The organism is Parafannyhessea umbonata (assembly GCF_900105025.1).
GTDB lineage: Bacteria > Actinomycetota > Coriobacteriia > Coriobacteriales > Atopobiaceae > Parafannyhessea > Parafannyhessea umbonata.
The window spans coordinates 1168603-1193960 of record NZ_LT629759.1 but is presented as its reverse complement, the minus strand read 5'-3'; the positions used below and the strand labels follow the sequence as shown (position 1 = coordinate 1193960).

The following is a 25358-nucleotide window of genomic DNA, read 5'->3' as shown; positions in this document are numbered from 1 at the left end:
GTGTCCCATGGGGCGTCCGGCCACCTTTTAGAAGTCGAGGTCGGAGTCCTCTTCCACCACGAGCGAGCGTGCGACCTCCTGCCCCTCGATCGCCTCGCGCAGGCGCTTCTTGTAGTAGTACTGGCCGTCCGCGATGTCGATGCGAAGGCCTACCTCCGCGTCCTGGAACAGCTTCAGCGCACGAAGAGGGTCGGCATCGATTCCCCATGTGCCGCACTCTGGGTCAACAAGCAGCTGCGCGATGCGTATGGCCGGCTGGGCGCGCTCCACTACGTCCTGGGAAAGCTCGAGGCTGCGCTCCCAGAGCATGAGGGCCCTGTGCATGTCGCGATCGACGGCCTTGCCGCGCGCGTACATGTCGCCCAGCTTGTATGCGGCCTCGAACGAGGGGGCGAGCGCGGCGGCGAGCGAGTAGCACTCGTACGCCTTCTGGAAGTCCGGCTTGCCCGTGCGGCCGTACTCGTAGATGTAGCCCAGGTTGACGAGCGACTGGAGGTTGCCGTGGTCGACGGCCATCTGGTAGAGCTCCTTCGCCTTGGCAAAGTCCTGCTCGAAGATGTCGCCCAAGTAGTAGTGCGCGCCGAGCGCGTTCATGCATGCGTCGCTCCCGAACGTGATGCCAAGGCGGTACCCCGCGAGGAGCACGTCTGCCACGGAGGGGTCCTGGGCGAGCGCCTCAAACACGTCGTCCCGATTCACCGCCACGAACTCTGCGAACTCGTCCGGATCAGGCGATATCGCCGCCTTCGCGAGCTCCTCGAGGAAGGCGTCGAGGTCGAGCGTGGGATCTTCCTCCTCGTCAGGGGCCTCGTCCTTCTCGTTAATCGAGAAGTCCACCTTCGCGAGGGCCGCGAGCCTCTTGAAGTCGTCCACGTCTGCCGTCCAGTCGCCAGCGCCCATGGCGTCCTCCCATCTACGGTGCGCATGCGTGCGTCACACGAGCCCCCTAGCGCAATACTATTAGGGGCTCTGGGGCATTGTATCGGCGTCAGTGGACGTTAATTCCGCGAGTCGCGCCAGGCGACGTACTTCTCGAAGTAGATCTTGGCGAGGGCGGCGCACGGGACGGCGACGAACATGCCGACGACGCCTCCCACCTTGCCGCCGACGATGAGGGCGACTATCACGAGGATGGGGTGTACCTCGACGGAATCGGCCAGGATCTTGGGGTTCACGATTTGGCCGTCCACGAACTGGATGACGGCGAGCACGACGACCGCGAGCGCGAACGTGCGGACGTCGCCCGCGATGAGGCACGAGAGAGCGGTGGACGCGTACGCCACGAGGGGGCCGACGTAGGGAATGAGGTTGCCGATGCCCGTGGCGAGGCCGATGAGGACGGCGTAGCGCACGCCGACGACCTCGAGCGCGATGGTGACGGCGATGCCCATGAGCATGGCGTCGATAAACTGGCCGCGCATGTAGCCCGCAAACGAGCGACGCACGTCGAGCGCGAACTCGTGCAGGTGGCCATACGCGCGCGTCCCCATGAGGGAGCGCAGCGTGCGGTCCCAGTACGTGGCGAGGTTGTGCGCATCGATGAGGAAGTAGACGCAGAAGATGACTGCAAGGACGCCGTTCGTGACAAAGTCCCGCACGGCATCGACGCCGTCGCTCACGGTCTGCCCTATGCTGCCGCCCGACGTCCCAAACACGCCGGCGACGGCCGATGCGGCGTCCTCGAGCTCGACCTTGGAGAACCCGAGCGTCGCCGCGGCGCGCACGATGCCGTCGTAGGCGTGCGACATGCTGCGTGCGACGTAGTCTGCGAGCTCGGCGAGGTTGCCGAGCGAGACGGAGCGCACGCTGTCGGTGACGAAGGCGAGAAGGACGGAGACCACGACGGCGAGGACGGCGACCGCGAGCAGCACCACCGCCACGACGGAGAGCACGTGACGTGAACGGTCCGCCGACGAGAGCGGTCGGACGCGCGAAAGGAGGGTGTCGAGGCTCTCGACCGCGGGCCAGAGCAGGCAGGCCGCGAGGCCTCCCACCACGAGGGGGTTCACGACCGCGAGGAGCCACGCCCCCGCGCCGGCGAGCGCGGTGAGGATCTTGGGCAGGTACACGCCCACGTTCGCCACGACCGCGAGCACGAGCGCCGTCGCGATCACGTAGCGGCTGATGGTAGAGTACCTCTTGTCGTCAAGTCCAAAGCGGCTCATGGGGCCTCCGTGTCGAGGTGCGGGCGGTTTGCGTGGCCCTGCAAGCATACCAAGGGAGGGTGCGATGTCACTCATGTTCATACTCTCGCCAGCAAAGCGCATGGCGGAGGACGGGGGCGAGCCGCTGCCGACCGCGGAGCCAGCGCTGCTTGAGCGCACGCGCCACCTTGCGGAGGTCATGCGGCACATGGCGCCGGCGGAGCTTCAGGCGCTATGGCGCTGCTCGGACGCCATCGCGCGCGACATGTGCCCGCGCCACGCGCGCATGGACCTTGACGGGCTGCTCGCGCGCGGGAGCTCCGCCGCGGCGTCGTATCGCGGCATCGCCTACCAGCACCTTGCCGCGCAGGTGATGGACGCGGGGCAGCTGGCGTACCTCCAGCGTCACCTGAGGATACTCTCCGCGTTCTTTGGCGTGCTGCGTCCGCTCGACGCCGTGGTGCCGTACCGGCTGGAGATGGCGCAGCGCCTTGCCGTGCCGGCGTGCCCGAGGCTGGGGCTTCCGGCCGCGAAGGACCTGTACGCGTGGTGGGGGGATACGCTGGCGGGGTGCCTGCGGCAGGAGGGGTGCGACGCCCTGGTGAACGTGGCGTCCGCGGAGTACGCGCGCGCCGTCGTGCCGCACATGGGGAAGGTGCCGGTGGTGACGTGCCAGTTTGGGCAGCTGCGGCCCACGGACGGCGCCTTCGTGCAGCGTGCGACGGAGGCGAAGGCCGCACGCGGGGACTTCGTGCGGTGGTGCGCGGAGCGCGGCGTGACGGCCGTGGCCGAGCTTGCGGAGTACCGGGGGCGCGGGTACGTGCTGGACGAGGCGCGCTCGACGGCGGACACCCTGGCGTTCGTGCGCCGGTAGCGCATGGGATGGTTACATGACTGACATGTTGGAAGAGGATGCATTGGAAAGGCGGGGCGACACGTCTGGCCACGCGCGCAGAGGGCGCGTGGCGGCGGGGACCGCCATGGTGCTTGCCGGGGCGAGCCTGTGGGGGCTTTCCGGCACCGTCACGAAGCTCCTGATGGACCGTACCGGCACGGACGCCGTGTGGCTCACGGACGTAAAGATGCTCCTGGGCTCGGCCGTGTTCTTCTGCTGCGCCGCCGCGGCGACGCCCGACCGCCTGCGCGGGGCCGCACGCGCGCTCGCACGCCCTGCGGAGCTTGTACGCGTGCTTCTCATGTGCGTGATGGCCTACCTGGTGCTGAACGCGAGCTACTTCGCAAACGTCGCCGTGACGAACGCGGCGACGGCCACGGTGATGCAGAGCCTGGGCGCGCCCATGACGCTTGGGGTCATCTGCGTGCGCGAGCGGCGACTGCCGTTTGCCTCGGAGGCGCTGTGCTTCGTGCTCGCGGTGGCGGGCACGTACCTCATGGCGACGGGCGGCAACCCCACGACGCTCGTGATGCCCGCAGCCGGCCTGGTGCTGGGCCTGCTCACGGCCATGGGGCAGGCGTCGGAGTCGCTTTTGACGGAGGGCTACGTCAGGCGCTGGGGGAGCCTCGTGGTGAACGCGGTGGGATTTCTCGTGGCGGGCGTGCTGCTCCTTCCGGTGGCTAGGCCGTGGGTGCCGGGCCCCACGCTCGCGTACCAGCCGCTCGACTGGGCGCTTCTCGCCTTCTCCGTGCTCGTGGGCACGTTTGGTGCCGGCGCGCTGTTCATGGCGGGGCTCCACCGCGTCGGTCCGGTGCGGACGACGCTCCTGAGCACGTCCGAGCAGCTCACGTCCGCGGTGAGCTCCGTGGTCCTCACGTCCACGACCTTCTCGCCCGCGGAGCTTCTGGGCTTTGTGCTCATTACCGTCATGGTGGTCATCACGGCGTAGACTGAGGTGGTCAGTCGCGGCGAAGGAGGGGGCGCGCATGACATACCGGCCAAGACCGTGCCGCGTGAGCGTTGACGCGCTTCCGCGCAGCTACGTGTGCTACGACTTAGAGACGACGGGCCTCTCGCCGGACGCGCGCATCGTGGAGATCGGCGCCGTCCGCGTGATCGACGGCTGGGAGGACGAGAAGTTCGACACCTTCGTCGCGCTTCCTGCGGGGGTGCGCATGGAGCCGGGCGCCCGGGCCGTGAACCGGATATCGGACGCCATGCTGGCGGGCGCCCCGGACGAGGCGGAGGCGCTTGGGGCGTTCTGCCGCTTTGCGGAGGACTTCGCGCTGGTGGGGCAGAACATCGCCGCGTTCGACAACGTGCTTCTGGACCGTGCGGCCGCACGGCAGCGCGTGGCGTCTCCCACGCGAAACGGCTTCGTGGACACCATGGTGCTCTACCGCGAGCTGGTGGGAAAACCCGCGAGCCTCGCGGCGATCTGCGGCCACTACGGCGTGAGCAACCCGCAGGCGCACCGCGCGTGGGCGGACGCCGTTGCCACGAGCGACTGCTACCAGGCGATCCTTAAGGACGCCGCCTCGCGCCGGCTGTGCGTGGAGGACTTGGACCAGGGCCCCAGGGGAGAAGAGCTTGCCGGCGAGCTCGTGTGCTTCACGGGCAACAGCTACGAGCTGCCAAAGCGTGACATGGAGGTGCTCGCGCTTCTGCACGGGGCGCAGCTGAGCAAGGGCGTGACGAGGCGCGTCACCATGCTGGTGGAGCTTGACCCGCGCGAGGGGCGCAAGACCGCGAAGCTGCGCCGCGCCCGCGAGCTGGGGACGCCTGTCGTGCGCGGCGAGGACCTGCTCGCGCGCCTTGGGCTGACGGCGCGGGACCTGCGCAGGTAGCAGCGGCGGCCGGCATGCGCACACGGCGGGGCGGCGGGCAAGGCGGCGCGTTCTTCTCGCCCGCGCAGACCTAAGCGCGTGCGGCATAGGTTTTCTGTTTTGGCGCGTATACGATATCTTGCTTGGGGTATCCACATACCTGTACACAACGGGGCGCTGCCGTGCGGCGGCGCCCGCAAGACACGATGCCGCGCGGAAGGGAAGCCTGCCATGAAGCAGTTCAAGACCGAGAGCAAGAAGCTCCTGGACCTGATGATCAACTCCATCTACACCAACAAGGAGATCTTCCTGAGGGAGCTTATCTCGAACGCGTCCGACGCCCTGGACAAGCTGAGCTTCGAGGGCCTGACGGACGAGTCGAAGCGCGTGGACGAGACGCTTGCGATCGACCTCTCGTTTGACAAGGACACCCGCACCATCACCGTGGCGGACAACGGCATCGGCATGACGGCGGAGGAGCTTGACGAGAACCTGGGCACGATCGCGCACTCCGGCTCGCAGGAGTTCAAGCGCCAGAACGCGGACGCCCAGGGCGACGCCGTCGACATCATCGGCCAGTTTGGCGTGGGCTTCTACTCTAGCTTCATGGTGGCGAAGCGCGTGCGCGTGGTGAGCCGCGCGCTAGGGGAGGACGTCGCGCACGCCTGGGAGTCCGACGGCGTCAGCGGCTACAGCATCGACGAGGTGGCCGAGGCCGACCTGCCCGAGGCCCTGCGCGGCGAGCGCGCCCACGGCACGCAGATCACGCTCTTCCTGCGCGACTCCACGGAGGAGGACGACACCGACCAGTTCCTGAGCGAGTGGAAGCTCCGCGACCTGGTGCGCCAGTACTCCAACTACGTGCGCTACCCCATCCGCATGATGGTGACCAAGAGCCGCGAGAAGCCGGCGCCCGACCCCAAGCCGGAGTACGAGGACTACCAGGAGCTGGAGACCCTCAACTCCATGACGCCGATTTGGAAGAAGCGCAAGTCCGACGTCGAGCAGAAGGACTACGACGAGTTCTACACCTCCACGTTCCACGACTGGGAGAAGCCGCTGCGCACGCTGAGCTTCCACGCCGAGGGAGCCATCAGCTACGACGCGCTGCTCTTCATCCCGAGCGTCGCGCCGTTCGACCTGTACAGCAAGGACTACCAGAAGGGACTTGCGCTCTACAGCTCCAGCGTGCTCATCCAGGAGAAGTGCGCGGACCTTCTGCCCGACTACTACAACTTCGTGCACGGCATCGTGGACTCGCCGGACGTCACGCTGAACATCAGCCGCGAGACGCTGCAGCAGAACTCGCAGCTGCGCGCCATCGCGCGCCGCATCGAGAAGAAGGTGACCGCGGAGCTCGAGGACATGCGCGACAACGACCGCGAGGCGTACGAGAAGTTCTTCAAGAACTTCGGCCGCGGCCTGAAGTTTGGCATCTACAACAGCTATGGCTCGAAGGCCGACGAGCTGGCGGACCTGCTGCTCTTCTGGTCCGCGCGCGACGAGAAGATGGTGACGCTCAAGGAGTACGTCGCCGGCATGGCCGAAGGGCAGGAGAAGATCTACTACGCCGCCGGCGAGACTCGCGAGCTCCTGGCGCAGACGCCGGCCGTGAGGAGCGCGCTTGCGCATGGCTACGACGTGCTGCTGTGCACGGAGGACGTGGACGAGTTCATGTTCCAGTTCCTGCGCAGCTACCACGTGGACGCCGTCGCGGGCGACTCCGAGCACAAGGGAACCGAGGCCCGCGACCTCGAGCTGCAGAACGTGGCCGACGCGAACCTCGACCTTGCGAACGAGGACGAGAAGAAGGAGGCCGAGAAGGCCACCGAGGAGAACAAGGACCTCTTTGGCGAGCTGAAGGACGCCCTGGACGGCAGGGTCGCGGACGTGAAGGTATCCGCGAACCTGGACGAGGACACGCCGGCGACCGTCACGGCGGAGGGCCCCGTCTCGCTGGAGATGGAGCGCCGCCTGCAGCAGTCCCCGGAGGCCGGCCAGGCGCCTAAGGCGAGCCGCGTTCTCATGCTGAACGCGAAGCACCCGGTGTTTGGCAAGCTCCAGGCCGCGAAGGGCGACAAGGAGCGCCTTGCCCTGATGGGAGACATCCTGTACAACCAGGCCCTTCTGGTGGAGGGGCTTCCCGTGGAGGACCCGGCTAAGTTCGCGCGCGAGATTACGGAGCTCATGTAGGGCGCTCGCCGCGCCCGCGGGGCGATTCGCTACTGCTGCGTAACATAGTCGTAACAAAAGAAAGTTCTACGAAAAAGGTGGCCCGTACCTGCAACGAAGCAGGTACGGGCCACCTTCCTTGGCTCTTCTCGTAAGTTTTTTTATCTGAAACCATCAAGTTTTATTCAAGATACATGCAAGCAACACGCCCGCAATGATACTATCAGGTTCATTGTGCCTTTAGGCCGTCCGAATGGGGCGGGAACGGAGGCGCAATGACGGCCGCCCTGTACCCATGGCTTGACGGGCCTCGGGATCATCTCGGCCAACACAGAGGGCATCCCCTGCGCTGCAGACCGGACTCGCGAGCTCCGCGAGCGACTTGTGTGCGAGGGGACGCTGGGACACCGATCAAGGAGCACCAATGGCACGGTTCGTCTGGTACATCACCAAGCGAGTCCTGAACTACGTAGTGATGATCTTCGTCGCGACATCGCTCACGTACTTTCTGGCCTCGTCCTTCATGAGCCCGCGCTCGAACTACGAGTCGCGGACGCCCCGTCCGCCGCAGGAGTCGATCGAGGCGTCGCTCGACAGGGCGAACCTCAACGACAAGACGCCCATCATGGAGCGCTACCAGAAGTGGCTCGGTGACATCCTCACCAAGTTCGACTGGGGCAAGACTCCCCAGGGCGGCAGCGTCAACCAGGAGATGTCGGGACGCATCGGGGCCTCCGTCAAGCTCATGCTGTTCCCGACCGTGCTGTCCATCGCGATCGGCGTCAGCCTTGGCGTCTATACGGCTCAGCGGCAGTACCAATGGCAGGACCGGTTCTGGAGCGGGGTCGCCTCGGTGTTCCTGGTCATACCGACCGTCGTCCTCGCGATCCTCGTCGTGTTCTTCGCGATCGAGATCAACAGCGCGGCAGGAGCGCGCATCTTCTACGTCACCGGCCTGCAGAGCTACACCGGCGGCAACGTGTTCCTGGAGTTCTTGGACTTCCTGCAGCACATGATCCTTCCGACCATCGTGCTCACCATCATCTCGGCCGTCGGCTACCACCTGAACCAGCGCACGTACCTCCTGGACGAGATGCATGCCGACTACGTGCGCACCGCCCGTGCGAAGGGCCTCACGCGCAAGCAGGCCATCCGCAAGCACGCGCTGCGCGCCTCCCTCATCCCCACGTCCGTGAACGTCGCGTTCTCCATCGCGGGCATCTTCACCGGCGCCGTCATGACCGAGAAGATCTTCGCCATCCACGGCCTGGGCGAGTACTTCATCAACTCCATCAACGGCAACAACATACACGGTGCCGTCGCCGTCGCCGCGTTCAGTGGCGTCTGCACCCTGGCGGGCGCGCTCCTGGCGGACCTCTTCGCCGCAGCGCTCGATCCGCGAATCAAGATGAGCTAAGGAGATGGCAATGGAAGAGCAGAACGAGAACAGGAAGCTCACCAACGCCGAGCTCGAGCTTCAGGCTGACGCGGCCGGCGCCGGCGAGGTAAAGCGCATCAGCTACGCGGGACTCATCGCCCGCAGGTTCTTCAGGCAGAAGAGCGCCATCGCGGGACTCATCGTCCTCGCCGTCATGGTGCTCATCGCCGTCGTCGGCCCCATGGTGTGCCCGTACGACTACACCGAGCCCGACTTCGCGGCCATCAACGTGCCGCCTAACGCCCAGCACTGGTTCGGCACGGACGGCGGAGGCTTCGACCTCTTCGCGTGCGTCGCACACGGACTGGGCCGCTCGCTCGTGATCGGCATCTCCTACGCGCTTTTGACCATGATCATCGCCGCGGTCATCGGCACGGCCATCGCGTACGTCCGCGGATGGGGCGAGAAGATCGGCATGTGGATACTTGACATGCTCCTCGTCATCCCGAGCTTCCTCCTTGTCGCCATGATCGTGCGCGCGGCCTCCGGCGCGACCGGCTGGCTCATCCTCATCCTGGGCCTCACGGCGTTCGGCTGGATTGGCTATGCCAGGACGCTGCGCACCATGGCGCTGTCGCTGCGCGAGCGCGACTACGTCAAGGCCGCCAAGTACATGGGCGTCCACCCCATGAGGATCATCGTGCGTCACCTCATCCCGAACCTGGGCTCCATCCTCATCATCGACACCGTCCTCGGCGTGATCGCCGGCATCAACTCCGAGACCGCGTACAGCTTCCTCGGCCTCGGCATCAAGTCGCCGGACACCTCGCTCGGCCTCATCCTCTCGCAGGGCTCCTCCGCGATGCTGTCGGGTCCCTGGATCGTCCTCATCCCGTCGCTGGTCCTCGTCGTGCTGTGCGTGAGCATGCAGCTCATCGGCGACGGCCTGCGCGACGCGTTCGACCCCTACTCCCGCGCCGCGGGCTCGGTCGACGACGACACTGACGACGACGGCGACCAGAAGTAAACGGAGACACCAATGGCAGAGAAGAACGAAAACACCATGGCCGCAGACGAGGTCCTGCGCTACGAGCTCCTTGAGGCCAACGGCCCCAAGGGCGCGCCGACCGGCGACCCCGTCCTGAGCGTCCGCGACCTCCACGTCTCGTTCAACACCGAGGCGGGCGTCGTGCACGCCGTCCGAGGCGTGAACTTCGACCTGTGGGGCGGCCGCACCCTCGGCATCGTCGGCGAGTCAGGATCCGGCAAGTCCGTCACCGCCCTGTCGCTCATCGGGCTGCTGGACGACAACGCCCATGTCACCGGGTCCATCAAGCTCAGGGGCGAGGAGCTCCTCGGCAAGACGGACGAGGAGATGTCCGAGTACCGCGGCACGAAGATCTCGATGATCTTCCAGGACCCGCTGTCTGCCCTCACGCCCATGTTCTCGATCGGCGACCAGCTTGCCGAAGCGCTGCTCATCCACAACCCCGGCATGCGCAAGGCAGACGTCCGCAAGCGTTGCATCGAGCTCCTCGAGCTCGTTGGCATCACGGACCCGGAGGACAGGCTCGACGCCTATCCGCACGAGTTCTCCGGCGGCATGCGTCAGCGCGTGGTCATCGCCATCGCCATCGCGAACAACCCGGACATCATCATCGCGGACGAGCCCACCACGGCGCTCGACGTGACGATCCAGGCCCAGATCCTGGACATCCTGAAGGTCGCCCAGAGGGAGACCGGTGCGGCCGTCGTCCTCATCACCCACGACCTTGGCGTCGTGGCGGGTTCCGCGGACGATGTGATGGTCATGTACGCGGGACGCGCCGTCGAGCGCGCGAGCATTGACACCGTGTTCGCCAAGCCGTCGCAGCCCTACACCATGGGTCTCCTCGGCGCCGTGCCGAAGCCCCACGTCGCCGCGACCACGCGCCTTGTCCCCATCAAGGGCAACCCGCCCTCGCTCGCCGCGATCCCGACCGGCTGCCCCTTCCACCCGCGTTGCCCGATGGCGACGCCCGAGTGCGCCCAGTCGGAGCCGGAGCTCCTGCCCATCGAGCCGTCCGAGGGACACCTCGTGTCCTGCCACTGGATGGACAAGATTCGCGAGAACAGCCTCACGTTCGAGGACGTCTACCCCGACCTCGAGCCGCTGAAGCCGAAGTGGGCGGAGGTCCCACGCGACCAGCGTCCGGTCGTGCTCGAGGTGAAGGACCTCGTGAAGACCTTCCCGGTGCAGGGCAAGGGCCTCATCCGCAGGAACAAGGGCACGATGACAGCCGTCGACCATGCCTCGTTCCAGATCCACGAGGGCGAGACGCTTGCGCTCGTCGGAGAGTCCGGCTCGGGCAAGTCCACGACCCTCATGCAGATCATGGACCTCGTGAAGCCCGAGAATGGCAGCATCACCGTTCTTGGCAAGAACACGGCCGACCTCAAGAGCAACCGCGAGCGCCGCGAGCTGAGGCGTGACCTGCAGGTCATCTTCCAGGACCCCATGAGCTCCCTCGACCCGCGCATGCCGATCTACGACGTGCTCGCAGAGCCCCTAGAGGCGCAGGGCTGGAAGAAGGGCGACATCAACAAGCGCATCGGCGAGCTGATGAGCCTCGTCGGCATCAACCCCGACTACGTCGACCGCTTCCCGTCGCAGTTCTCCGGAGGACAGCGCCAGCGCATCGCGATCGCGAGGGCGCTCGCGACGAGCCCGAAGATCCTGCTTCTGGACGAGCCCATCGCCTCGCTGGACGTCTCCATCCAGGCCGGCATCATCAACCTTTTGGAGGACCTGCAGACCGAGCTGAAGATCAGCTACCTGTTCGTGGCGCACGACCTCGCGGTCATCAGGCACATCTCCGACACCGTCGCCGTGATGCACCTGGGTAAGATCGTCGAGTATGGCGAGACCGAGGACGTCTTCACGAACCCGCAGGACCCGTACACGAAGGCACTGCTCTCGGCCATCCCCATCCCGGACCCGAAGATCGAGCGCACGCGCGAGCGCCTCGTCTACAAGGACGGCGAGCTCGTGAGTGCATCGAGCCTCACGAGGCGCGGGTAGGGGAGCAGGGCAACGTCCCGGCCGAACATGTAAGAATGGAAACGAAACGCCCTTCTCGCGAAGGCGACTTTATGCATGTCACGCGATTAAGGGACTGATGAGAGACACCTTGGCGGCTGACCGCTAAGGTGTCTTTCATTTGCACAATAGCGAAATTTTTTCCATTTCTCTTTCAAATATTGGTATGCTTAGTGCTAGTTTCAGCTTGCGCGCCTCATCGTGGGCGCGCGTAACTGTAGGCATGCATGGAAGGAATAGGGAGATTCGATATGTCCATGTCTAACCTTTCCCGTCGCTCGTTCGTCGGGCTGAGCGGCAGCGCGGCCGCGATCCTGGGCCTCGGCCTCGTCGGCTGCGGTGGGGGAAGCAATTCCTCCGACGGCGCGAAGGCCGTCTCCGCGGAGCCCCAGAACGGCACCCCTGCGAACACCCCGCTCGACAAGCTGCCCCTTCCCGAGAAGGGCAAGGTCTACAACAACCCGCAGAAGCGTGACAACGTGAAGGACGGCGGCACGCTGGTGCTCCCCTCCGGCGAGATCGGTCCCGCCTGGAACTACCTCTCCGTTGATGGAAACACTCAGGAGATGCACAACCTGTGGGACTTCTACATGCCCACCTACATCTTCTTGACCGACGCCACCGCCTCCAAGTTCGAGCCGAACCCGGACTTCATCACCGAGGCGACGACGGAGATGAAGGACGGCAAGCAGGTCGTTCACTACAAGCTGAACGACAAGGCGCGCTTCAACGACGGCACGCCCATCGACTACCGCGCCTACAAGGCCGTCTGGACCGTCATGAACGGCACCGACGAGCACTACACCCCGGCTGCGACCGACGGCTACGACCGCATCGAGTCCGTCGAGCGCGGTGACACCGACTACGACGTCGTCATCACGATGAAGGACCCGGTCTATCCCGCCGAGCTCCTCTTCACCTACGTCCTGCACCCGGACGCCACGGACTACGACAAGTACAACAGCTTCAACAACAACCCCCACTCCGACGACTGGGGTTATGGCCCGTACAAGATCGAGTCCTTCGACACCACGCAGTGCAAGTTAGTCCCGAACCCCAACTGGTGGGGCGACAAGCCGAAGCTCGACTCCGTCACCTTCAAGCAGATGGACTCTCAGGCGCTGTTCAACGCCTTCAAGAACGGCGAGATCGACGCCACGGGCACGGCGCAGAGCGGCTCCAAGGAGATGCTCTCGAACTTCCTGGACATGAAGGACGCCGAGGTCCGTCGCTCCGACTCCGCCTCCGTCGCGAACATCGAGCTCAACAGCACCCGCGGTGCCCTCAAGGACAAGGCCGTCCGCAAGGCGTTCACGCAGTGCCTGTACATGCCGACGATTCTTTCCGTCGTGTACCAGGGCGTCAACTGGAAGGAGGAGACCCCGGGCTCGCTTCTGACCCCGATCTGGGCCGACGGCTACGAGGACTGCATGCCGTCCGACGTCTCCGACCTGAAGGACGCCGCGTCGCACACCGCCGCCGCGAAGAAGACCCTCGAGAAGGCCGGCTACAAGCTCAAGGGCGACTACTACGAGAAGGACGGCAAGACGGTCTCGTTCAGCTTCACCACGTTCGGCGACTCCAACACCGTCAAGAACCGCGCCGCCGCCGTCATCAAGATGGCAAAGGACGCAGGCATGAAGGTGAGCGAGGACAACCACCCCGCATCCGAGTTCTCCGACGTTCTCACCGGCGGCAACTGGGACGCGACCCTGTTTGGCTGGGTCTCCACTGCCACCTCTTCCTGGAACGGGCCGCAGATCTACGGTAAGGACTCCGCATCCAACTTTACGCACCTCGGCTCCAAGGAGCTCGACGAGGAGCTCGGCAAGGTCATCGAGATCGAGGACCACGACGAGCAGATCAAGGCCCTCAACAAGGCCGAGAAGAAGGCCTTGGAGTCTTACGGCTTCATCCCCGTCTATGCCGGCGCCGACGTCGTCGTGACGAAGAAGGGCCTTGCCAACTACGGCCCCGCGCTGTACCAGAGCGTCCGTTCCGAGGACATCGGCTGGCAGAAGAAGTAGCGACTCTTGCCGAAGGACGGCTCGGCTGATGCCGTGCCGTTCGGAGCAAAATGAACTGTGCCCCAGAGAAGGAGCTCCCACCTCGCAGGTGGGGGCTCCTTTCACTTTGCCAGGAAAGGGGTCGAGGGCGTTCTAGCAGACGGGTGGCGGACACCGCCTGTCGAATGCCGCGGCGCGACGCACCGCCGTGTTCTAAACTAATCAACCACGTGACGTGTCCCGGGCCGACGGAGAGGGGAGTCACATGCCGAAGCGACTGAAGATCACCATCGACGGACAGGCGCTGTACGCGGACCTGTGCGAGGTGGAGGCGCCGGGCGCCGTCGCGGCGCTCGAGCAGGCGGGAGGCTTCGAGTCCGTGCTGTTTGCGGCCGACGTCTGCTACGGCGAGCTCACGTTCGCGACCCCGGCGAGCGACTACTGGGGCGAGGAGAACGTACGGGAGGAGACGCTTCCCGGTGATGTGACGTTCTACAAAGACTGGAGCGCCCTTTGCATCTTCACGCAGAGGATGGAGCAGTTTGCGCCGGGTGCGAAGGTGGCCCAGGTAAGGCCGTGCGACCTGCCGGCGTTCCAAGAGCTGTACGCGAGGGTGTGGCACCGCCAGGGCGTGCGCCTGCGCTGCGAGGTGGTGGAGTGCGACGACGCCACGGGGACCGAGCGCCACCTTGGTCCCGCGAGCACGCCGCGGCGCATGGCCCCACCCGCGGTGGCGCGCTTCGAGTCCCTGCTGCGCGAGATTTGGCTCGAGCGCCCCGTCGAGCTCGACGACATGGTTGAGCGAAACGCGACGACCGGCCGCGAGCTGGGCGTATGGGCGTATGCCTGGGGCGAGCTCGTGAACCTCTCGGACATGCTCCTCGTGCTCATGCGCATGGCGCGCCAGAAGAACGGCGGCGTCAGGACCCTGCGCGCCGTCGCGGCGGAGCAGTGCCGGTTCTTCTCGGACGTGTTTGGGAGCTCCGCGCACATGGTGGACACGCGGCTGATCCTAGCGGAGGCGGCAAGCTACCTTGAAGGCGCCGAGACGTACGAGGCGTTTGTGGAGCTTGCGCGCGCGGTGCAACTGTGGGTGCTTCAGATGAGCTTCTGGTGCGATATGGAGCTGCCGTGGGACGTGATGAGCAGGACGCTCCACGAGGCATGGAACCCCGACGTGCCCGCCGCGGGGACGCTGGGCGAAGACCCCGGGAAGGGCGGCAAGTCCACGAAGGAGAAGAAGAGCAAGAAGGGCGGCAATCCCAAGAAGAGGCGCAAGAAGGGCAAGGGCGAGAAGGACAGGGGTGCCGAGAAGGGCAAGAAGCCCAAGAAGAAGGGCGGCAAGGGCCGCAAGGAGAAGCGCGCCGGAGCGGAGGCGAGCGAGTGACGAGGTCGTCTGCCGCCGCGGGAAGGCGCAAGGGGAGGCCGACGGCGCCTTGCGTGATACACGGCCAGGCTGTGGACGAGGGCATGGTGCACGACCGCTCATACCACGCGTGTGAGCGCAAGCGACGCTTCGAGTCCAAGACCGAGGCCCAAAAGGCGGCGAGTCGCGGATCGAGGCGCAAGGACGCGCCGCAGCTGTACGCGTACCGCTGCGAGCTGTGCGGTGGCTGGCACCTGACGCACCGGAAGCCCCGCTAGGGAGCCCGAGCCCGCGTTTCCGAGGGGTTTCCGAAAGCGCCTTGGAAAAGTAAAATTCAGGGCCATCGCGACGTATCGATTGCGCGCGAATGGGTAGACTGACACCAGTTACAGAAGGACGTCGGAACGTGAGCGGCGGCCTCGAGCTTTGGGGGTGAGTCCAATGGGCCTAGATGAATGCCATCCAGTGCGTCTGCCCATGGACCTTTAGCTCTTTCCTTTTGCGGTAGCGTTTGGGCACCGCGGTTTTGGTCCAGATTGTGGGCTTCCAGCCAGGATCCGGAAGGCAGACGCGCGGGCGAGCCACTCGTCAGGCTTCGCGCTTGCCCGGAAGATGACGAAATGGCGTGGCGCGCTTTGACCCTGTCGGGATTCTTTACGAGCCTGTAGCTGGCTGCGAGGGCAGCCACTCGCTCTGAGGGATAGGATCTGCCCTGCGTATCGTAGGGTCGGCAAGAGGGTGAGACCAAAGTTTTGATTCGATCGGGCAGAGGCCCGAGCTTTCCTGAGAAAGACGTCGCACCTCGGTAGGGGGCGGCCTATCAAGGAGGGATACCACACTAACGGTCATGCGGACTGGCTCCGCTAAATAAGAGGTTAGGGGCGAGAAGGACGCGTACTTCTCGCCCTTTTTTACACCGTTTCGCCTTGCGTTTTTTGGGAGCGGACTCAAAAATGATGGGGGATACGATGGTGCCCGCGCCGCGTGCGCGGGCGTGCGTTTAGGAGGGTGCATGGCTCGGACGGACTGGTACAAGGACATGGTCTTCTACCAGATTTGGCCGCGCAGCTTCTGCGACGGCAACGGCGACGGCGTGGGAGACCTGTGGGGCGTGCTGCAGAAGCTGGACTACATCAAGTCGCTTGGCGTGACCGGCATCTGGTTCAGCCCGCTGTACCCCTCCCCGAACGTGGACTTTGGCTACGACGTGAGCGACTACCGCGCCATCGACCCCGCGTACGGCGACCTGGACGTGTTTGACCAGGTGGTTGCCGCCGCGCACGAGCGCGGCCTGAAGGTGGTCATGGACCTGGTAATAAACCACACCTCCAGCGAGCACGAGTGGTTTAGGCAGGCGCTGGCGGATGCGGACTCGCCGTACCACGACTACTACTTCTTCCGCAGGGGGAGCGTGGACCGCAAGGGTCGACGCGTGCCGCCCAACAACTGGGACAGCCTGCTTGGCGGATCCGCGTGGGAGTACGTGGAGGCGCTGGACGAGTACTACCTGCACACGTTCGACAAGGCGCAGCCGGACCTGAACCTGGATAACCCCGCCGTCCGTGGCGAGGTGGAGGACGTGATGCGCTTCTGGCTGGACCGCGGCGTGGACGGATTTCGCGAGGACGTGATAACGTTCGTGAGCAAGCCGCAGGGCCTGCCGAGCGACGTGCTGGGGCTGCCGGGCTCGCGCGGGCTGCGGCTGTACAACTGCGGGCCGCGCCTGCGGAGCTACCTGATGCAGTTCCGTCGCGACGTGCTGGACTCCCACGACTGCGTGGTGGTGGGCGAGGCGCCCATGCTCGGTGCGCGCAAGGCGCTGGCCCTGACGGCCGCCCGCCGCGGCGAGCGCCCGCTCGACCTGGTGATAGGCTTCGACCACATGCAGGCGGACTGCATGTACACGGAGTACCTGCCGCGCCCGTTCTCGCTGCGCAAGCTGAAGCGCGCGTACGCGCAGTGGCAGGACGCGCTGGGAGAGAGCGGCTGGTGCGCGCTGTACCTCGAGAACCACGACCACCCGCGCGTGGTGAGCCGCTACGGCAGCGAGGCGTTTCGCGCGGAGTCTGCGGCGTCTCTCGCCGCGAGCTACCTCTTTCAACGGGGGACGCCCTTCGTGTACCAGGGCCAGGAGCTGGGCATGACCAACGTGCGCTTCGACTCCATCGAGCAGGTGCCAGACTCGCAGGCCCACGCGCACTACCGCCGCGTGGTGGAGGGCGGGAAGTCCCCGGAGGACGCGCTTGCCCTGGTAAACCGTGCCGGGCGCGACAACGCGCGCTCGCCCATGCAGTGGACGGGCGAGAAGGACGCGGGCTTCTGCCCGAAGGACGCCCACGAGGGGCCGTGGGTCGCCGTGAACCCCAACCACGTGGAGGTGAACGTGGCGGCGGAGGACGACGACCTCATGTCGCCCCTGAACTTCTATAGGCGCGCCATACGGCTGCGCAGGCTGCTGCCCGTGGTGCGCAGCGGCAGGTATCACGAGTTCAAGCGCGCGAGCTCGAAGCTGTACGTGTACGCGCGTGAGTCCACGTGGTCGCGGCTGCTGGTGATGTGCTCGTTTTCCGACGAGCCCGTGACGTTTCACGTGCCGGACACGTACGGAGACCTGGGCGACGGCGTGCTGGCGCTTTCGAACTACTACGTGACGGACGCGGAGGCCGACGACGCGAACCAGCTGACGCTGCGCCCGTGGGAGACACGCGCGTACGTGTTTGGCCGCGACGCGGTGCTCGTGGACTAGCGGACGCTGCGACGCCGGGGTCGGCAGACGGCCGGGAGCGCGGCGCCGCGTCCCTCTCGCCCGCGGGCGCAGGCGCAGCCGGCGCTACTTGAACATGTTGCGCTCGGCAAACTCCGCCTGGACCGTCTTGAACATGAGGTCTACGTCGTCGAGGCCCAGGTGGACCTCCGCCTCGTCGCCGGAAAGGACGCCGCGGCGCTTTGCCCAGCTCTCGAGCGCCGCGGGACGCGAGTCGTGAGGGAGGGTCTTGTAGTCCGGGTCCACGCGACGACAGATGTCGCGCGAGTCTATCACCACGATCTGGCCGGCCTTGCGCGCCTCGGCGTAGCCGTCCAGGTGCAGCGTGAGCCACGAGTCCTCGAACGCGGCGTTGTGCGCCATGATGGGAAACGCCTTGAACGCCGTCAGCAGCGCCTCCTGCTCGCGGCGGGCATCGCGAAACGCCGGCTTGCCCGCAAGGTCGTCCCACGTGATGTGGTGGATGTCGCTCAGGGGCACGCCTGCCTGTTGGTACAGCGACGGGATGCCAAAGTACGCGGTGTGGCCGTCGTGCGGCTTCGCCTTGGGCGAAAGGTCCATGAACTCCATGCCCAGGTTGATGATGTATCCGCGGTCCGGGTAGCGGTCCGTCGTCTCGAGGTCGATACCCATGACGGTGCCGCTGACCGGCGCCTCCGTGTACGCGATGCCCAAATCCTGCAGAAGCGGTCCCGCCGATGCGGCGACGTCCGCCTCCGGCCGGTGCTGCATGGCGGCCACCGACCGCACCAGGTCCTCGTCCGAGAGCTTGCGCGCGAGGCTGAAGTCGTTGGAGTCGTTGCGCAGGCGCGCCGCTCCGTACTTGTCGCAGATGACGCGGTTCTGATCGGCCAGCGACTGGATGAGGGCGAACGAGAACGGCTCCTGGCCGGCCGGCGCGCTCTTCCAGGCATCGAGCAGCAGGCCGATTGCCTCCTCGTTCTTGCGGCGCTCGTCCGTGAGGGACTGGTCATCCACGAGGAAGCCGGGAAACGCCAGCGCGTTTGCGTGCTCGATGGCCTGTGCGAGGTTCATGCGTTGTCCTAACGTGCGACGGTGAGGCTCTGCCGGCCGCGCCTCCGTCGCGGCGTGGCGGGTCGGTCTCCCTAGGGTAGCAGTTTAGCGCGGCGGCACCGCGCGGCGAGCCGGCGCCGGTGCGGGCACGGCCATGGCCGAGGCCGACGGCGTGGGCTCGCGCGCGCCAAGGCTGGCGCCTGCGGCAAGGGCCGAGAAGAGCCGCTCCGCCGTCTGGGCATAGAGCTCGGTGGCGTGGGCGAGCGCGTAGTCCAGGGTCATGGGGCCGCTTGTGGTGGGGAAGGTCGCCGTGACGCCCGCCGGCGGCGTGGCACCGGGCTCCACGGAGCCGACGACGGCCACGCATGGCACGCCCGCCCGGGCGCACGCGGCGGCTACCCCGGCGACGACCTTGCCGCGGGCCGTCTGGGCGTCGAGGCGTCCCTCGCCCGTGACCACGAGGTCCGCGTCTTGAAGCAGCCGGTCGAAGCCCACGAGCGAAAGCACGCGCTCGACGCCCGGCTCGGCGCGGGCGCCCAGAAACGCGAGGCAGCCGGCTCCCATGCCGCCGGCGGCGCCGGCACCGGGCACGTCGAAGCCTTTGCCGAACGTGCGCTCGAGCACACGGGCGTAGTTTTCCATGCCACGCTCCAGCCGCTTCACGCACGAGGCGTCCGCACCCTTCTGCGGGGCGAACGTGCGCGCGGCGCCGTCGGGTCCCAGGAGCGGGTTGTCCACGTCGCACATCACGGTGAAGCTCGTTCGCGAAAGGCGCGCGTCCGCATGGGAGCAGTCGATGGCGCGGACCAGCGCGAGGTCTCCGCCGCGGCCGGCAAGCTCTTCTCGCCCGGCGCCAAGCAGGCGAAACCCCAGCGCGCGCATGCAGCCCATGCCGCCATCGTTTGTGGCGCTGCCGCCGAGGGCGATGGTGACGTCGCGCGCGCCGCGGTCGAGCGCGTCCTTGACGAGCTCGCCCACGCCCGCGGTGCTTGCGGCCTCAACGTCGCGCTCTGCAGGCGCCACGAGGGGAAGGCCCGCCGCCGCGGCCATCTCTATCACGGCGCGCCCGTGGGGGAGGAGCGCGTAGGAGGCCACGATCGGCCTGCCGAGGGCGTCGTGCGCCGCTGAGTGCACCATGCGGCCACCCTGTGCGAGGGCGAGCGCCCGTGCGGTGCCCTCTCCGCCGTCTGCCATGGGGATGGCTTGCGTGCGGCAGCCGGGGAAGTGCCGTCGCGCCGAGGCGGCAAGGAGCTCTGCCGTCTGGGCGGAGCTCAGCGTGCCCTTGAACGAATCCGATGCGAACAGAAAGCGTGGCATCGTCCCTCCTCGCTTATGCGTTGTCTGGCCGTGGCTGCGTGTCATTCCATCATGGTAGCGCGCGGAGGGGAGAGGGTGCGGTTGCGCGTATACTCGGGTGGTCACAGAGACGTCCGTTGGACTTGTCAGAATGGGAGCGGCTATGCAGGGCGAAACGTTGGACGGGGCGACGCGGGAGCTAGAGGCGACGCGGTACCGCGAGGTGACGCAAGAGGATGTGGAAGCGTCCCGCGAGCTGGTGGAGTTCATACGGCGGAGCCCGAGCATGTTCCACTCCGTCGCGACGATTCGCGGCTACCTGGACCGCGCGGGCGCGACGTACCTGCCGGAAGGCGACGCGTGGCACCTCGAGCGCGGCGGCATGTACTACACCGTGCGGAACGGCTCGAGCCTCATCGCGTGGCGCGTGGGCGAGGAACTCGACCGCTACCACTTCCAGATGTGCGCCTCGCACACGGACTCTCCCACGTACAAGGTGAAGTCCGTGCCGGAGCTCGTGGGGCCGGGCGAGTACCTGCGCCTGAACGTGGAGGGCTACGGCGGCATGATCGACTCCACGTGGCTGGACCGGCCGCTTTCCGTTGCGGGCCGCGTGCTGGTGCGCGAGGGCGGCGCCGTAAGGAGCCACCTTGTGAGCGTGGACCGCGACGTGCTGCTGATCCCGAACGTCGCCATACACATGAACCGTGACGTGAACAAGGGCGTGGAGCTGAACCACCAGGTGGACCTGTGCCCGCTTGTGAGCGCGGGCGCGCTTGGCCGCGGCGACTTCGACCGCATGCTCGCGCGCGAGCTGGGCGTGGACGTCGCGGACGTCGTGGCGAGGGACCTGTTTCTGGTGAACCGCCAGGAGGGCCGCGTCTGGGGATTCGCAAACGAGTTCGTGTCATCCCCCAAGCTAGACGACCTCCAGTGCGACTTCGTGTCGCTCAAGGCGTTCCTCGCGGCAAGAAACCCGCGCGACGTGAGCGTGCTTGCGTGCTTCGACAACGAGGAGGTTGGCTCCAACACCAAGCAGGGCGCGCTCTCCACGTTCCTCGCGGACGTGCTGCGCCGCGTGAACGCCGCGCTGGGCAAGGGCCAGGAGGACCTGCTGCGCGCGCTTTCCGCCTCGTTTTTGGTGAGCTGCGACAACGCCCACGCCGTGCACCCAAACCACAGGGAGAAGACGGACGACGAGAACTGCGCCCTCATGAACCGCGGCATCGTCATAAAGGAGGCCGCGAACCAGCACTACACGACGGACGCGTTCAGCCGCGCCGTGCTGAAGGAGGTGTGCGCCCGTGCGGGCGTGCCGGTGCAGACGTTTGCGAACAGGAGCGACTCCGCGGGCGGCTCGACGCTGGGAAACCTCTCGAACGTGCAGGTGAGCGTGCATGCCGCGGACTTCGGCCTTGCGCAGCTGGCCATGCATTCCAGCTACGAGACCGCGGGCGTGAAGGACACGGCATACGGCATCCGTGCGCTCACGGAGTTCTACGCCGCGGACATAGAGGTGGACGGGGCCGACGGCTTTTGCATCGGCCGGTAGCGCGGCTCTTCTCGCCCGGCGCGCCCCCGTTGCCGCCGCCGGCGTTGCGCCCGACGTCCCTTGCCCGGACGTCGGGCTTTTCTATAGGTCCGCTCCGTCCGGCCGCGCCGCGCCTGCCGCGGGTGGTAACCTCGACTGCGTAAAAGACAGGCGAGAAGTGCGAGGAATCCCACCCATGAGCGAATCCCAGGCCCCAGAGAGCCGCTGGTTCACCTACGACATAGTCGCGGAGGACCCGACGACGCATGCGCGCGCCGGCGTGCTGCACACCCCCCACGGCGACATCCCCACGCCCATCTTCATGCCCGTGGGCACGAAGGCCACGGTCAAGGGCATCCTGCCGTCCCAGCTCGAGCGGCTGGGCGCCAAGATCATCCTGGCGAACACGTACCACCTGGCCAACAGGCCGGGCGAGGACCTCGTGGCCGAGATGGGCGGCCTGCACGAGTTCATGCGCTGGCGCGGGCCGATCCTGACGGACTCCGGCGGCTTCCAGGTGTTCAGCCACGGGGAGTTCACGCGCCTCACGAACGACGGGGTGGAGTTCAGGACCGTGGACTACGACGGCCAGCACGTGTTCTGGACGCCCGAGAAGAACATGGAGATCGCGCAGAAGCTCGGCGCGGACATCGTGATGCAGCTGGACCAGTGCCCCGGCTACCCGTCGCCGCGGCCGTTCGTGGAGCGCGCCGTGGAGCTTTCCAGCATGTGGGCCGAGCGCTGCTTCAGGGCGCACACCCGCACCGACCAGGCGCTCTTTGGCATCGTGCAAGGCGGCATGGACCTCGACCTGCGCCTGAGGTCGCTGCGCCACCTGGAGGAGTGCGGCGACTTCCCCGGTTACGGCATCGGCGGCTACTCCGTGGGAGAGGACCACGAGACCATGTTCGAGTCGCTCGCGCCGCTCGCGAGCGAGTACATGCCCAAGGGCAAGCCGCGCTACCTCATGGGCGTCGGCAACCCCACGACGCTCGTGCACGGCGTGGAGTGCGGCGTCGACATGTTCGACTGCGTGCTGCCCACCAGGACCGCGCGCATGGGCTCGGCGTTCTCGAGCGAGGGTCGCCTCAACTTCCGCAACGCCCGCTTCACGCACGACCACGGCCCCATCGACCCCGACTGCACCTGCCCGGTGTGCGCGGGCGGCTACACGCGTGCCTACATCCACCACCTGGTGAAGCAGAAGGAGATGGTGGGCTCGATCCTGCTGTCGCTGCACAACGTCTACTACCTGCTCGAGCTCATGCGCCGTGCGCGCCAGGCCATCGTGGAGCACCGCTATGGCCAGTTCGTGAGCGAGTGGGACCAGCTTCCGGCCGCCAAGGACTGGTAGGGCGTCCACCAAGTGGGCTATTATGGACGGGTTGAATCAATCGGGGGCCTAGCCCCCACAGACAGAAGGCTTTGCTATGGCTCGAGAGAAGAAGAACTCTGAGTCCCTCTCCGGCGTCGACCGCTGGAACGCCACGGAGGGCGCGGCTCGTCCCAAGCCCGCGCGCAGGGGACGCCGGGGCAGGAAGTCGGACCCGCGCCGCAGGCGCTACGCGTCAACGCTCGTGGTGCTGCTGGCCGTTCTCGTGGCGTGCGTCATCGCGTTCACGCCGGTGGGCGAGAAGATCACCCAGGGACTCGACATCCGCGGCGGCGTGTCCGTCATCATGACGGCGAGCAAGCCGGACGGGTCGGCCCCGTCCGCCGACGACATGGCGACCGCGACCACCATCGTCCAGAACCGCGTGAACTCGCTCGGCGCGTCCGAGACCACGGTCCAGAAGCAGGGCGACAAGTCCATCCTCATCCAGATCCCCGGTGCGACCGACGCCAACCAGGCCATCAAGACCATCGGCCAGACGGGCCTTCTCGAGTTCGTGCGCCTGGACGAGATAGGAGACGCGGACGCCCTCGCGAAGATCAACGCCGGCACGGAGGACGTCAAGCTCAAGAGCGGCACCTACACCCCGTTCATGACGGGCTCGCACATAGACTCCGTTCAGGTGGGGCAGTCCGGCAACTCGCTGTCCGGCGACTACGCCGTCAACATCAAGCTCGACGGCACGGGCAGCAAGAAGTTCGCAGACGTCACGGGCGAGCTCGCCCCCACGAACGGCCGCATCGCCATCGTGCTGGACGGCGTCGTGAAGTCCGCCCCCGCCGTCCAGAGCAAGATCACCGGCGGCGAGGTCTCCATCACGGGCAAGTTCACGCTCAAGGAGGCCCAGAGCCTCAAGACCGTGCTCGACTCCGGCTCGCTTCCCGTCACCCTCAAGTACTCCGAGAGCCGCGTCGTCGGCCCCACGCTCGGCCAGGACTCCCTCACCCAGGGCGTCGTCGCCATCGCGGTCGGCGTCGCGATCGTCGTCGTGTACCTGTTTGTCTTCTACCGCGGCCTCGGCCTGCTCACGCTTGGCTCGCTTGCGGTGTTCGGCATCGTCTACCTTGGCATCCTTGCGGCGCTCTCGCACTTCGGCCTGTTCGCGCTCACGCTGCCGGGCCTTACCGGCGTCGTTCTGACCACGGGCTCCGCCGCGGACTCCTCGATCCTCGTGCTCGAGCGCTTCCGCGAGGAGATCCGCATGGGCCGTGGCGTGCGCGCCGCGTCCGTCTCCGGCGCGAAGCACGGCATCATGACGTCGCTCGACGCGGACGCCGTCCAGCTCGTGACCGCCCTCGCGCTGTTCCTCTTCGCGATCGGCTCCGTCAAGGGCTTCGGCCTCACGCTCGCCCTCGGCATCGCCTGCGACGTCGTCACCATGTTCTGCTTCAAGGCGCCGGCGCTGCGCCTGCTCGCCCTCGGCACCATCGAGCGCCACCCCGTCTTCTGGGGCGTCGACCAGGACCTCGCGGAGGCCAAGCGCAGGCAGGATGCCCAGGCGAAGAAGGGAGGTGTCCGGAATGCGTAGCCACTTCGCCCACGAGATTCCGTTCATCCAGCACAGGAGGCAGCTCCTCGGGCTGTCCGCCGTCCTCGTCGTCCTGGCCGTCGTGGGGCTCGTCGCGCGCGGCCTCGTCTTCGGCATCGAGTTCCAGGGCGGCACCGAGATAGACTTCACCAACACCGGAAGCGTCACCATCGCCCAGATGAGGGACGCGCTGTCCGACGCAGGCGAGAAGGACGCAAGCGTCCAGACCACGGTGAGCGATGCCAAGAGCGGCTTCCTCGTGCGCACCGGCACGACGGACCCGTCCACGGCAAACAGGCATGCGGCCGCTGCGGCGAAGGCGCTCGGCCTCACGTCCGAGAACTACACCGTCACGACCATCGGCCCGGACTGGGGCTCGGACGTCACGCGTTCGTCTGCGCTCGCGTTCGGCATCGCCATCGCGCTCATCATCGCGTTCGTCTCCGTGCGCTACGAGTTCAAGATGTCCATCACGGCCGTCGTCGCGCTCCTGCACGACCTCGTGATCACGCTCGGCGTGTACGCGTGGACGCAGACGCCCATCACGCCAAACGTCGTCGCGGCGCTCCTCACCATCATGGGCTACTCGCTCTACGACACCGTCGTCGAGTTCAACCGCGTGAACGAGAACGCGAGGCAGCTGAGGGACGGCGTGCACCGCACGTTCCACCAGATTGCGAACTTCTCCATCAACGAGGTCATCGTCCGCACCATCAACACCACCATCACCACGGTGGTGCCGGTCATCTGCATGCTCGCGCTCGGCGGCTCGACCCTCAAGGACTTCGCCTTCGCCATGCTTGTCGGCGAGCTGCTGGGCACGTACTCGAGCTTCGCCGTCGCAAGCCCGCTGCTCTCCATCTGGAAGACGAGCGAGAAGAAGTGGAAGAGGCTCGAGGAGAAGTACGGGTGGGACGTCGCCGCCACCCCCGCGGAGCCCGTCGTCTCCAAGGACGCTGAGTAGGG

Annotated in this window: 19 protein-coding genes; 15 read left to right on the top strand and 4 right to left on the bottom strand. The window is 66.5% G+C overall.

What is annotated here, in order from left to right; genetic code table 11:
- Nucleotides 1–27: 27 nt before the first annotated feature.
- Together BLT96_RS05480 and BLT96_RS05475 are read right to left on the bottom strand one after the other, a co-directional pair.
- Nucleotides 28–900, bottom strand: coding sequence for a tetratricopeptide repeat protein (locus BLT96_RS05480; RefSeq protein WP_090862329.1), 873 nt, complete (start codon nt 898–900; stop codon nt 28–30).
- Between the two features lie 98 nt (nt 901–998).
- Nucleotides 999–2165, bottom strand: a complete 1167-nt coding sequence (locus BLT96_RS05475) for an AI-2E family transporter (protein ID WP_157692162.1) — start codon at nt 2163–2165, stop codon at nt 999–1001.
- Between the two features lie 64 nt (nt 2166–2229).
- On the opposite strand from BLT96_RS05475, the gene BLT96_RS05470 reads away from it, so the two are divergent.
- The 11 genes from BLT96_RS05470 to BLT96_RS05420 all read left to right on the top strand — a co-directional run bounded on the left by BLT96_RS05470 (nt 2230) and on the right by BLT96_RS05420 (nt 17612).
- Nucleotides 2230–3018 (top strand): YaaA family protein, encoded by a 789-nt coding sequence (locus BLT96_RS05470; RefSeq protein ID WP_090864219.1) that lies wholly within the window; start codon nt 2230–2232, stop codon nt 3016–3018.
- Between the two features lie 16 nt (nt 3019–3034).
- Nucleotides 3035–3988, top strand: a complete 954-nt coding sequence (locus BLT96_RS05465; protein WP_090862324.1) for a DMT family transporter — start codon at nt 3035–3037, stop codon at nt 3986–3988.
- 37 nt (nt 3989–4025) lie between these two features.
- The gene (locus BLT96_RS05460; RefSeq protein WP_090862321.1) at nt 4026–4886 is read left to right on the top strand and encodes an exonuclease domain-containing protein; all 861 of its coding nucleotides are present in this window, start codon (nt 4026–4028) and stop codon (nt 4884–4886) included.
- A 210-nt stretch (nt 4887–5096) separates the two neighbouring features.
- The gene (gene htpG, locus BLT96_RS05455; protein ID WP_090862318.1) at nt 5097–7058 is read left to right on the top strand and encodes a molecular chaperone HtpG; all 1962 of its coding nucleotides are present in this window, start codon (nt 5097–5099) and stop codon (nt 7056–7058) included.
- Between the two features lie 403 nt (nt 7059–7461).
- Nucleotides 7462–8454, top strand: a complete 993-nt coding sequence (locus BLT96_RS05450) for an ABC transporter permease (protein ID WP_090846251.1) — start codon at nt 7462–7464, stop codon at nt 8452–8454.
- A 10-nt stretch (nt 8455–8464) separates the two neighbouring features.
- Complete coding sequence (locus BLT96_RS05445) at nt 8465–9442, top strand: ABC transporter permease (RefSeq protein ID WP_172824989.1); 978 nt, start codon at nt 8465–8467, stop codon at nt 9440–9442.
- A gap of 12 nt (nt 9443–9454) precedes the next feature.
- Complete coding sequence (locus BLT96_RS05440; RefSeq protein WP_090862315.1) at nt 9455–11476, top strand: dipeptide ABC transporter ATP-binding protein; 2022 nt, start codon at nt 9455–9457, stop codon at nt 11474–11476.
- A gap of 269 nt (nt 11477–11745) precedes the next feature.
- Nucleotides 11746–13521 (top strand): ABC transporter family substrate-binding protein, encoded by a 1776-nt coding sequence (locus BLT96_RS05435; RefSeq protein WP_172824988.1) that lies wholly within the window; start codon nt 11746–11748, stop codon nt 13519–13521.
- A gap of 244 nt (nt 13522–13765) precedes the next feature.
- A complete protein-coding gene (locus tag BLT96_RS05430) occupies nt 13766–14887 on the top strand; it encodes a hypothetical protein (RefSeq protein WP_090862312.1) in 1122 nt (373 codons plus the stop codon).
- Nucleotides 14884–15144, top strand: a complete 261-nt coding sequence (locus BLT96_RS05425; protein ID WP_090862310.1) for a hypothetical protein — start codon at nt 14884–14886, stop codon at nt 15142–15144. The genes BLT96_RS05430 and BLT96_RS05425 overlap by 4 nt, the downstream gene beginning before the upstream one ends.
- 734 nt (nt 15145–15878) lie before the next feature.
- Nucleotides 15879–17612, top strand: a complete 1734-nt coding sequence (locus tag BLT96_RS05420) for an alpha-glucosidase (RefSeq protein WP_090862307.1) — start codon at nt 15879–15881, stop codon at nt 17610–17612.
- Between the two features lie 84 nt (nt 17613–17696).
- Here the strand turns inward: BLT96_RS05420 and BLT96_RS05415 are convergent, their stop codons facing one another.
- Nucleotides 17697–18665 (bottom strand): 3'-5' exonuclease, encoded by a 969-nt coding sequence (locus tag BLT96_RS05415; RefSeq protein ID WP_090862304.1) that lies wholly within the window; start codon nt 18663–18665, stop codon nt 17697–17699.
- A gap of 84 nt (nt 18666–18749) precedes the next feature.
- Complete coding sequence (locus BLT96_RS05410) at nt 18750–19961, bottom strand: glycerate kinase family protein (protein WP_090862301.1); 1212 nt, start codon at nt 19959–19961, stop codon at nt 18750–18752.
- A 142-nt stretch (nt 19962–20103) separates the two neighbouring features.
- Between BLT96_RS05410 and BLT96_RS05405 the strand changes: the two genes are divergently transcribed.
- The 4 genes from BLT96_RS05405 (at nt 20104) to secF (ending at nt 25356) form a co-directional block, all read left to right on the top strand.
- Nucleotides 20104–21492: a M18 family aminopeptidase gene (locus BLT96_RS05405; RefSeq protein WP_090862298.1), complete on the top strand. Its 1389-nt coding sequence runs from the start codon at nt 20104–20106 to the stop codon at nt 21490–21492.
- 175 nt (nt 21493–21667) lie between these two features.
- A complete protein-coding gene (gene tgt / locus BLT96_RS05400; protein ID WP_090862296.1) occupies nt 21668–22825 on the top strand; it encodes a tRNA guanosine(34) transglycosylase Tgt in 1158 nt (385 codons plus the stop codon).
- A 76-nt stretch (nt 22826–22901) separates the two neighbouring features.
- The gene (gene secD, locus BLT96_RS05395) at nt 22902–24392 is read left to right on the top strand and encodes a protein translocase subunit SecD (RefSeq protein ID WP_090862293.1); all 1491 of its coding nucleotides are present in this window, start codon (nt 22902–22904) and stop codon (nt 24390–24392) included.
- The gene (gene secF, locus BLT96_RS05390; protein ID WP_090862290.1) at nt 24385–25356 is read left to right on the top strand and encodes a protein translocase subunit SecF; all 972 of its coding nucleotides are present in this window, start codon (nt 24385–24387) and stop codon (nt 25354–25356) included. Before secD ends, secF begins: the two co-directional genes overlap by 8 nt.
- Nucleotides 25357–25358 lie beyond the last annotated feature (2 nt).

Bases quoted from the DNA above. Each gene is read 5' to 3' on its own strand.
- tgt (WP_090862296.1), top strand. From the start codon at position 21,668: ATGAGCGAATCCCAGGCCCCAGAGAGCCGCTGGTTCACCTACGACATA.
- BLT96_RS05450 (WP_090846251.1), top strand. From the start codon at position 7,462: ATGGCACGGTTCGTCTGGTACATCACCAAGCGAGTCCTGAACTACGTA.
- BLT96_RS05420 (WP_090862307.1), top strand. From the start codon at position 15,879: ATGGCTCGGACGGACTGGTACAAGGACATGGTCTTCTACCAGATTTGG.
- BLT96_RS05470 (WP_090864219.1), top strand. From the start codon at position 2,230: ATGTCACTCATGTTCATACTCTCGCCAGCAAAGCGCATGGCGGAGGAC.
- BLT96_RS05465 (WP_090862324.1), top strand. From the start codon at position 3,035: ATGACTGACATGTTGGAAGAGGATGCATTGGAAAGGCGGGGCGACACG.
- BLT96_RS05480 (WP_090862329.1), bottom strand. From the start codon at position 900: ATGGGCGCTGGCGACTGGACGGCAGACGTGGACGACTTCAAGAGGCTC.
- BLT96_RS05460 (WP_090862321.1), top strand. From the start codon at position 4,026: ATGACATACCGGCCAAGACCGTGCCGCGTGAGCGTTGACGCGCTTCCG.
- BLT96_RS05475 (WP_157692162.1), bottom strand. From the start codon at position 2,165: ATGAGCCGCTTTGGACTTGACGACAAGAGGTACTCTACCATCAGCCGC.
- BLT96_RS05405 (WP_090862298.1), top strand. From the start codon at position 20,104: ATGCAGGGCGAAACGTTGGACGGGGCGACGCGGGAGCTAGAGGCGACG.
- BLT96_RS05410 (WP_090862301.1), bottom strand. From the start codon at position 19,961: ATGCCACGCTTTCTGTTCGCATCGGATTCGTTCAAGGGCACGCTGAGC.
- BLT96_RS05430 (WP_090862312.1), top strand. From the start codon at position 13,766: ATGCCGAAGCGACTGAAGATCACCATCGACGGACAGGCGCTGTACGCG.
- BLT96_RS05415 (WP_090862304.1), bottom strand. From the start codon at position 18,665: ATGAACCTCGCACAGGCCATCGAGCACGCAAACGCGCTGGCGTTTCCC.
- BLT96_RS05445 (WP_172824989.1), top strand. From the start codon at position 8,465: ATGGAAGAGCAGAACGAGAACAGGAAGCTCACCAACGCCGAGCTCGAG.
- BLT96_RS05440 (WP_090862315.1), top strand. From the start codon at position 9,455: ATGGCAGAGAAGAACGAAAACACCATGGCCGCAGACGAGGTCCTGCGC.
- secF (WP_090862290.1), top strand. From the start codon at position 24,385: ATGCGTAGCCACTTCGCCCACGAGATTCCGTTCATCCAGCACAGGAGG.
- htpG (WP_090862318.1), top strand. From the start codon at position 5,097: ATGAAGCAGTTCAAGACCGAGAGCAAGAAGCTCCTGGACCTGATGATC.
- BLT96_RS05435 (WP_172824988.1), top strand. From the start codon at position 11,746: ATGTCCATGTCTAACCTTTCCCGTCGCTCGTTCGTCGGGCTGAGCGGC.
- secD (WP_090862293.1), top strand. From the start codon at position 22,902: ATGGCTCGAGAGAAGAAGAACTCTGAGTCCCTCTCCGGCGTCGACCGC.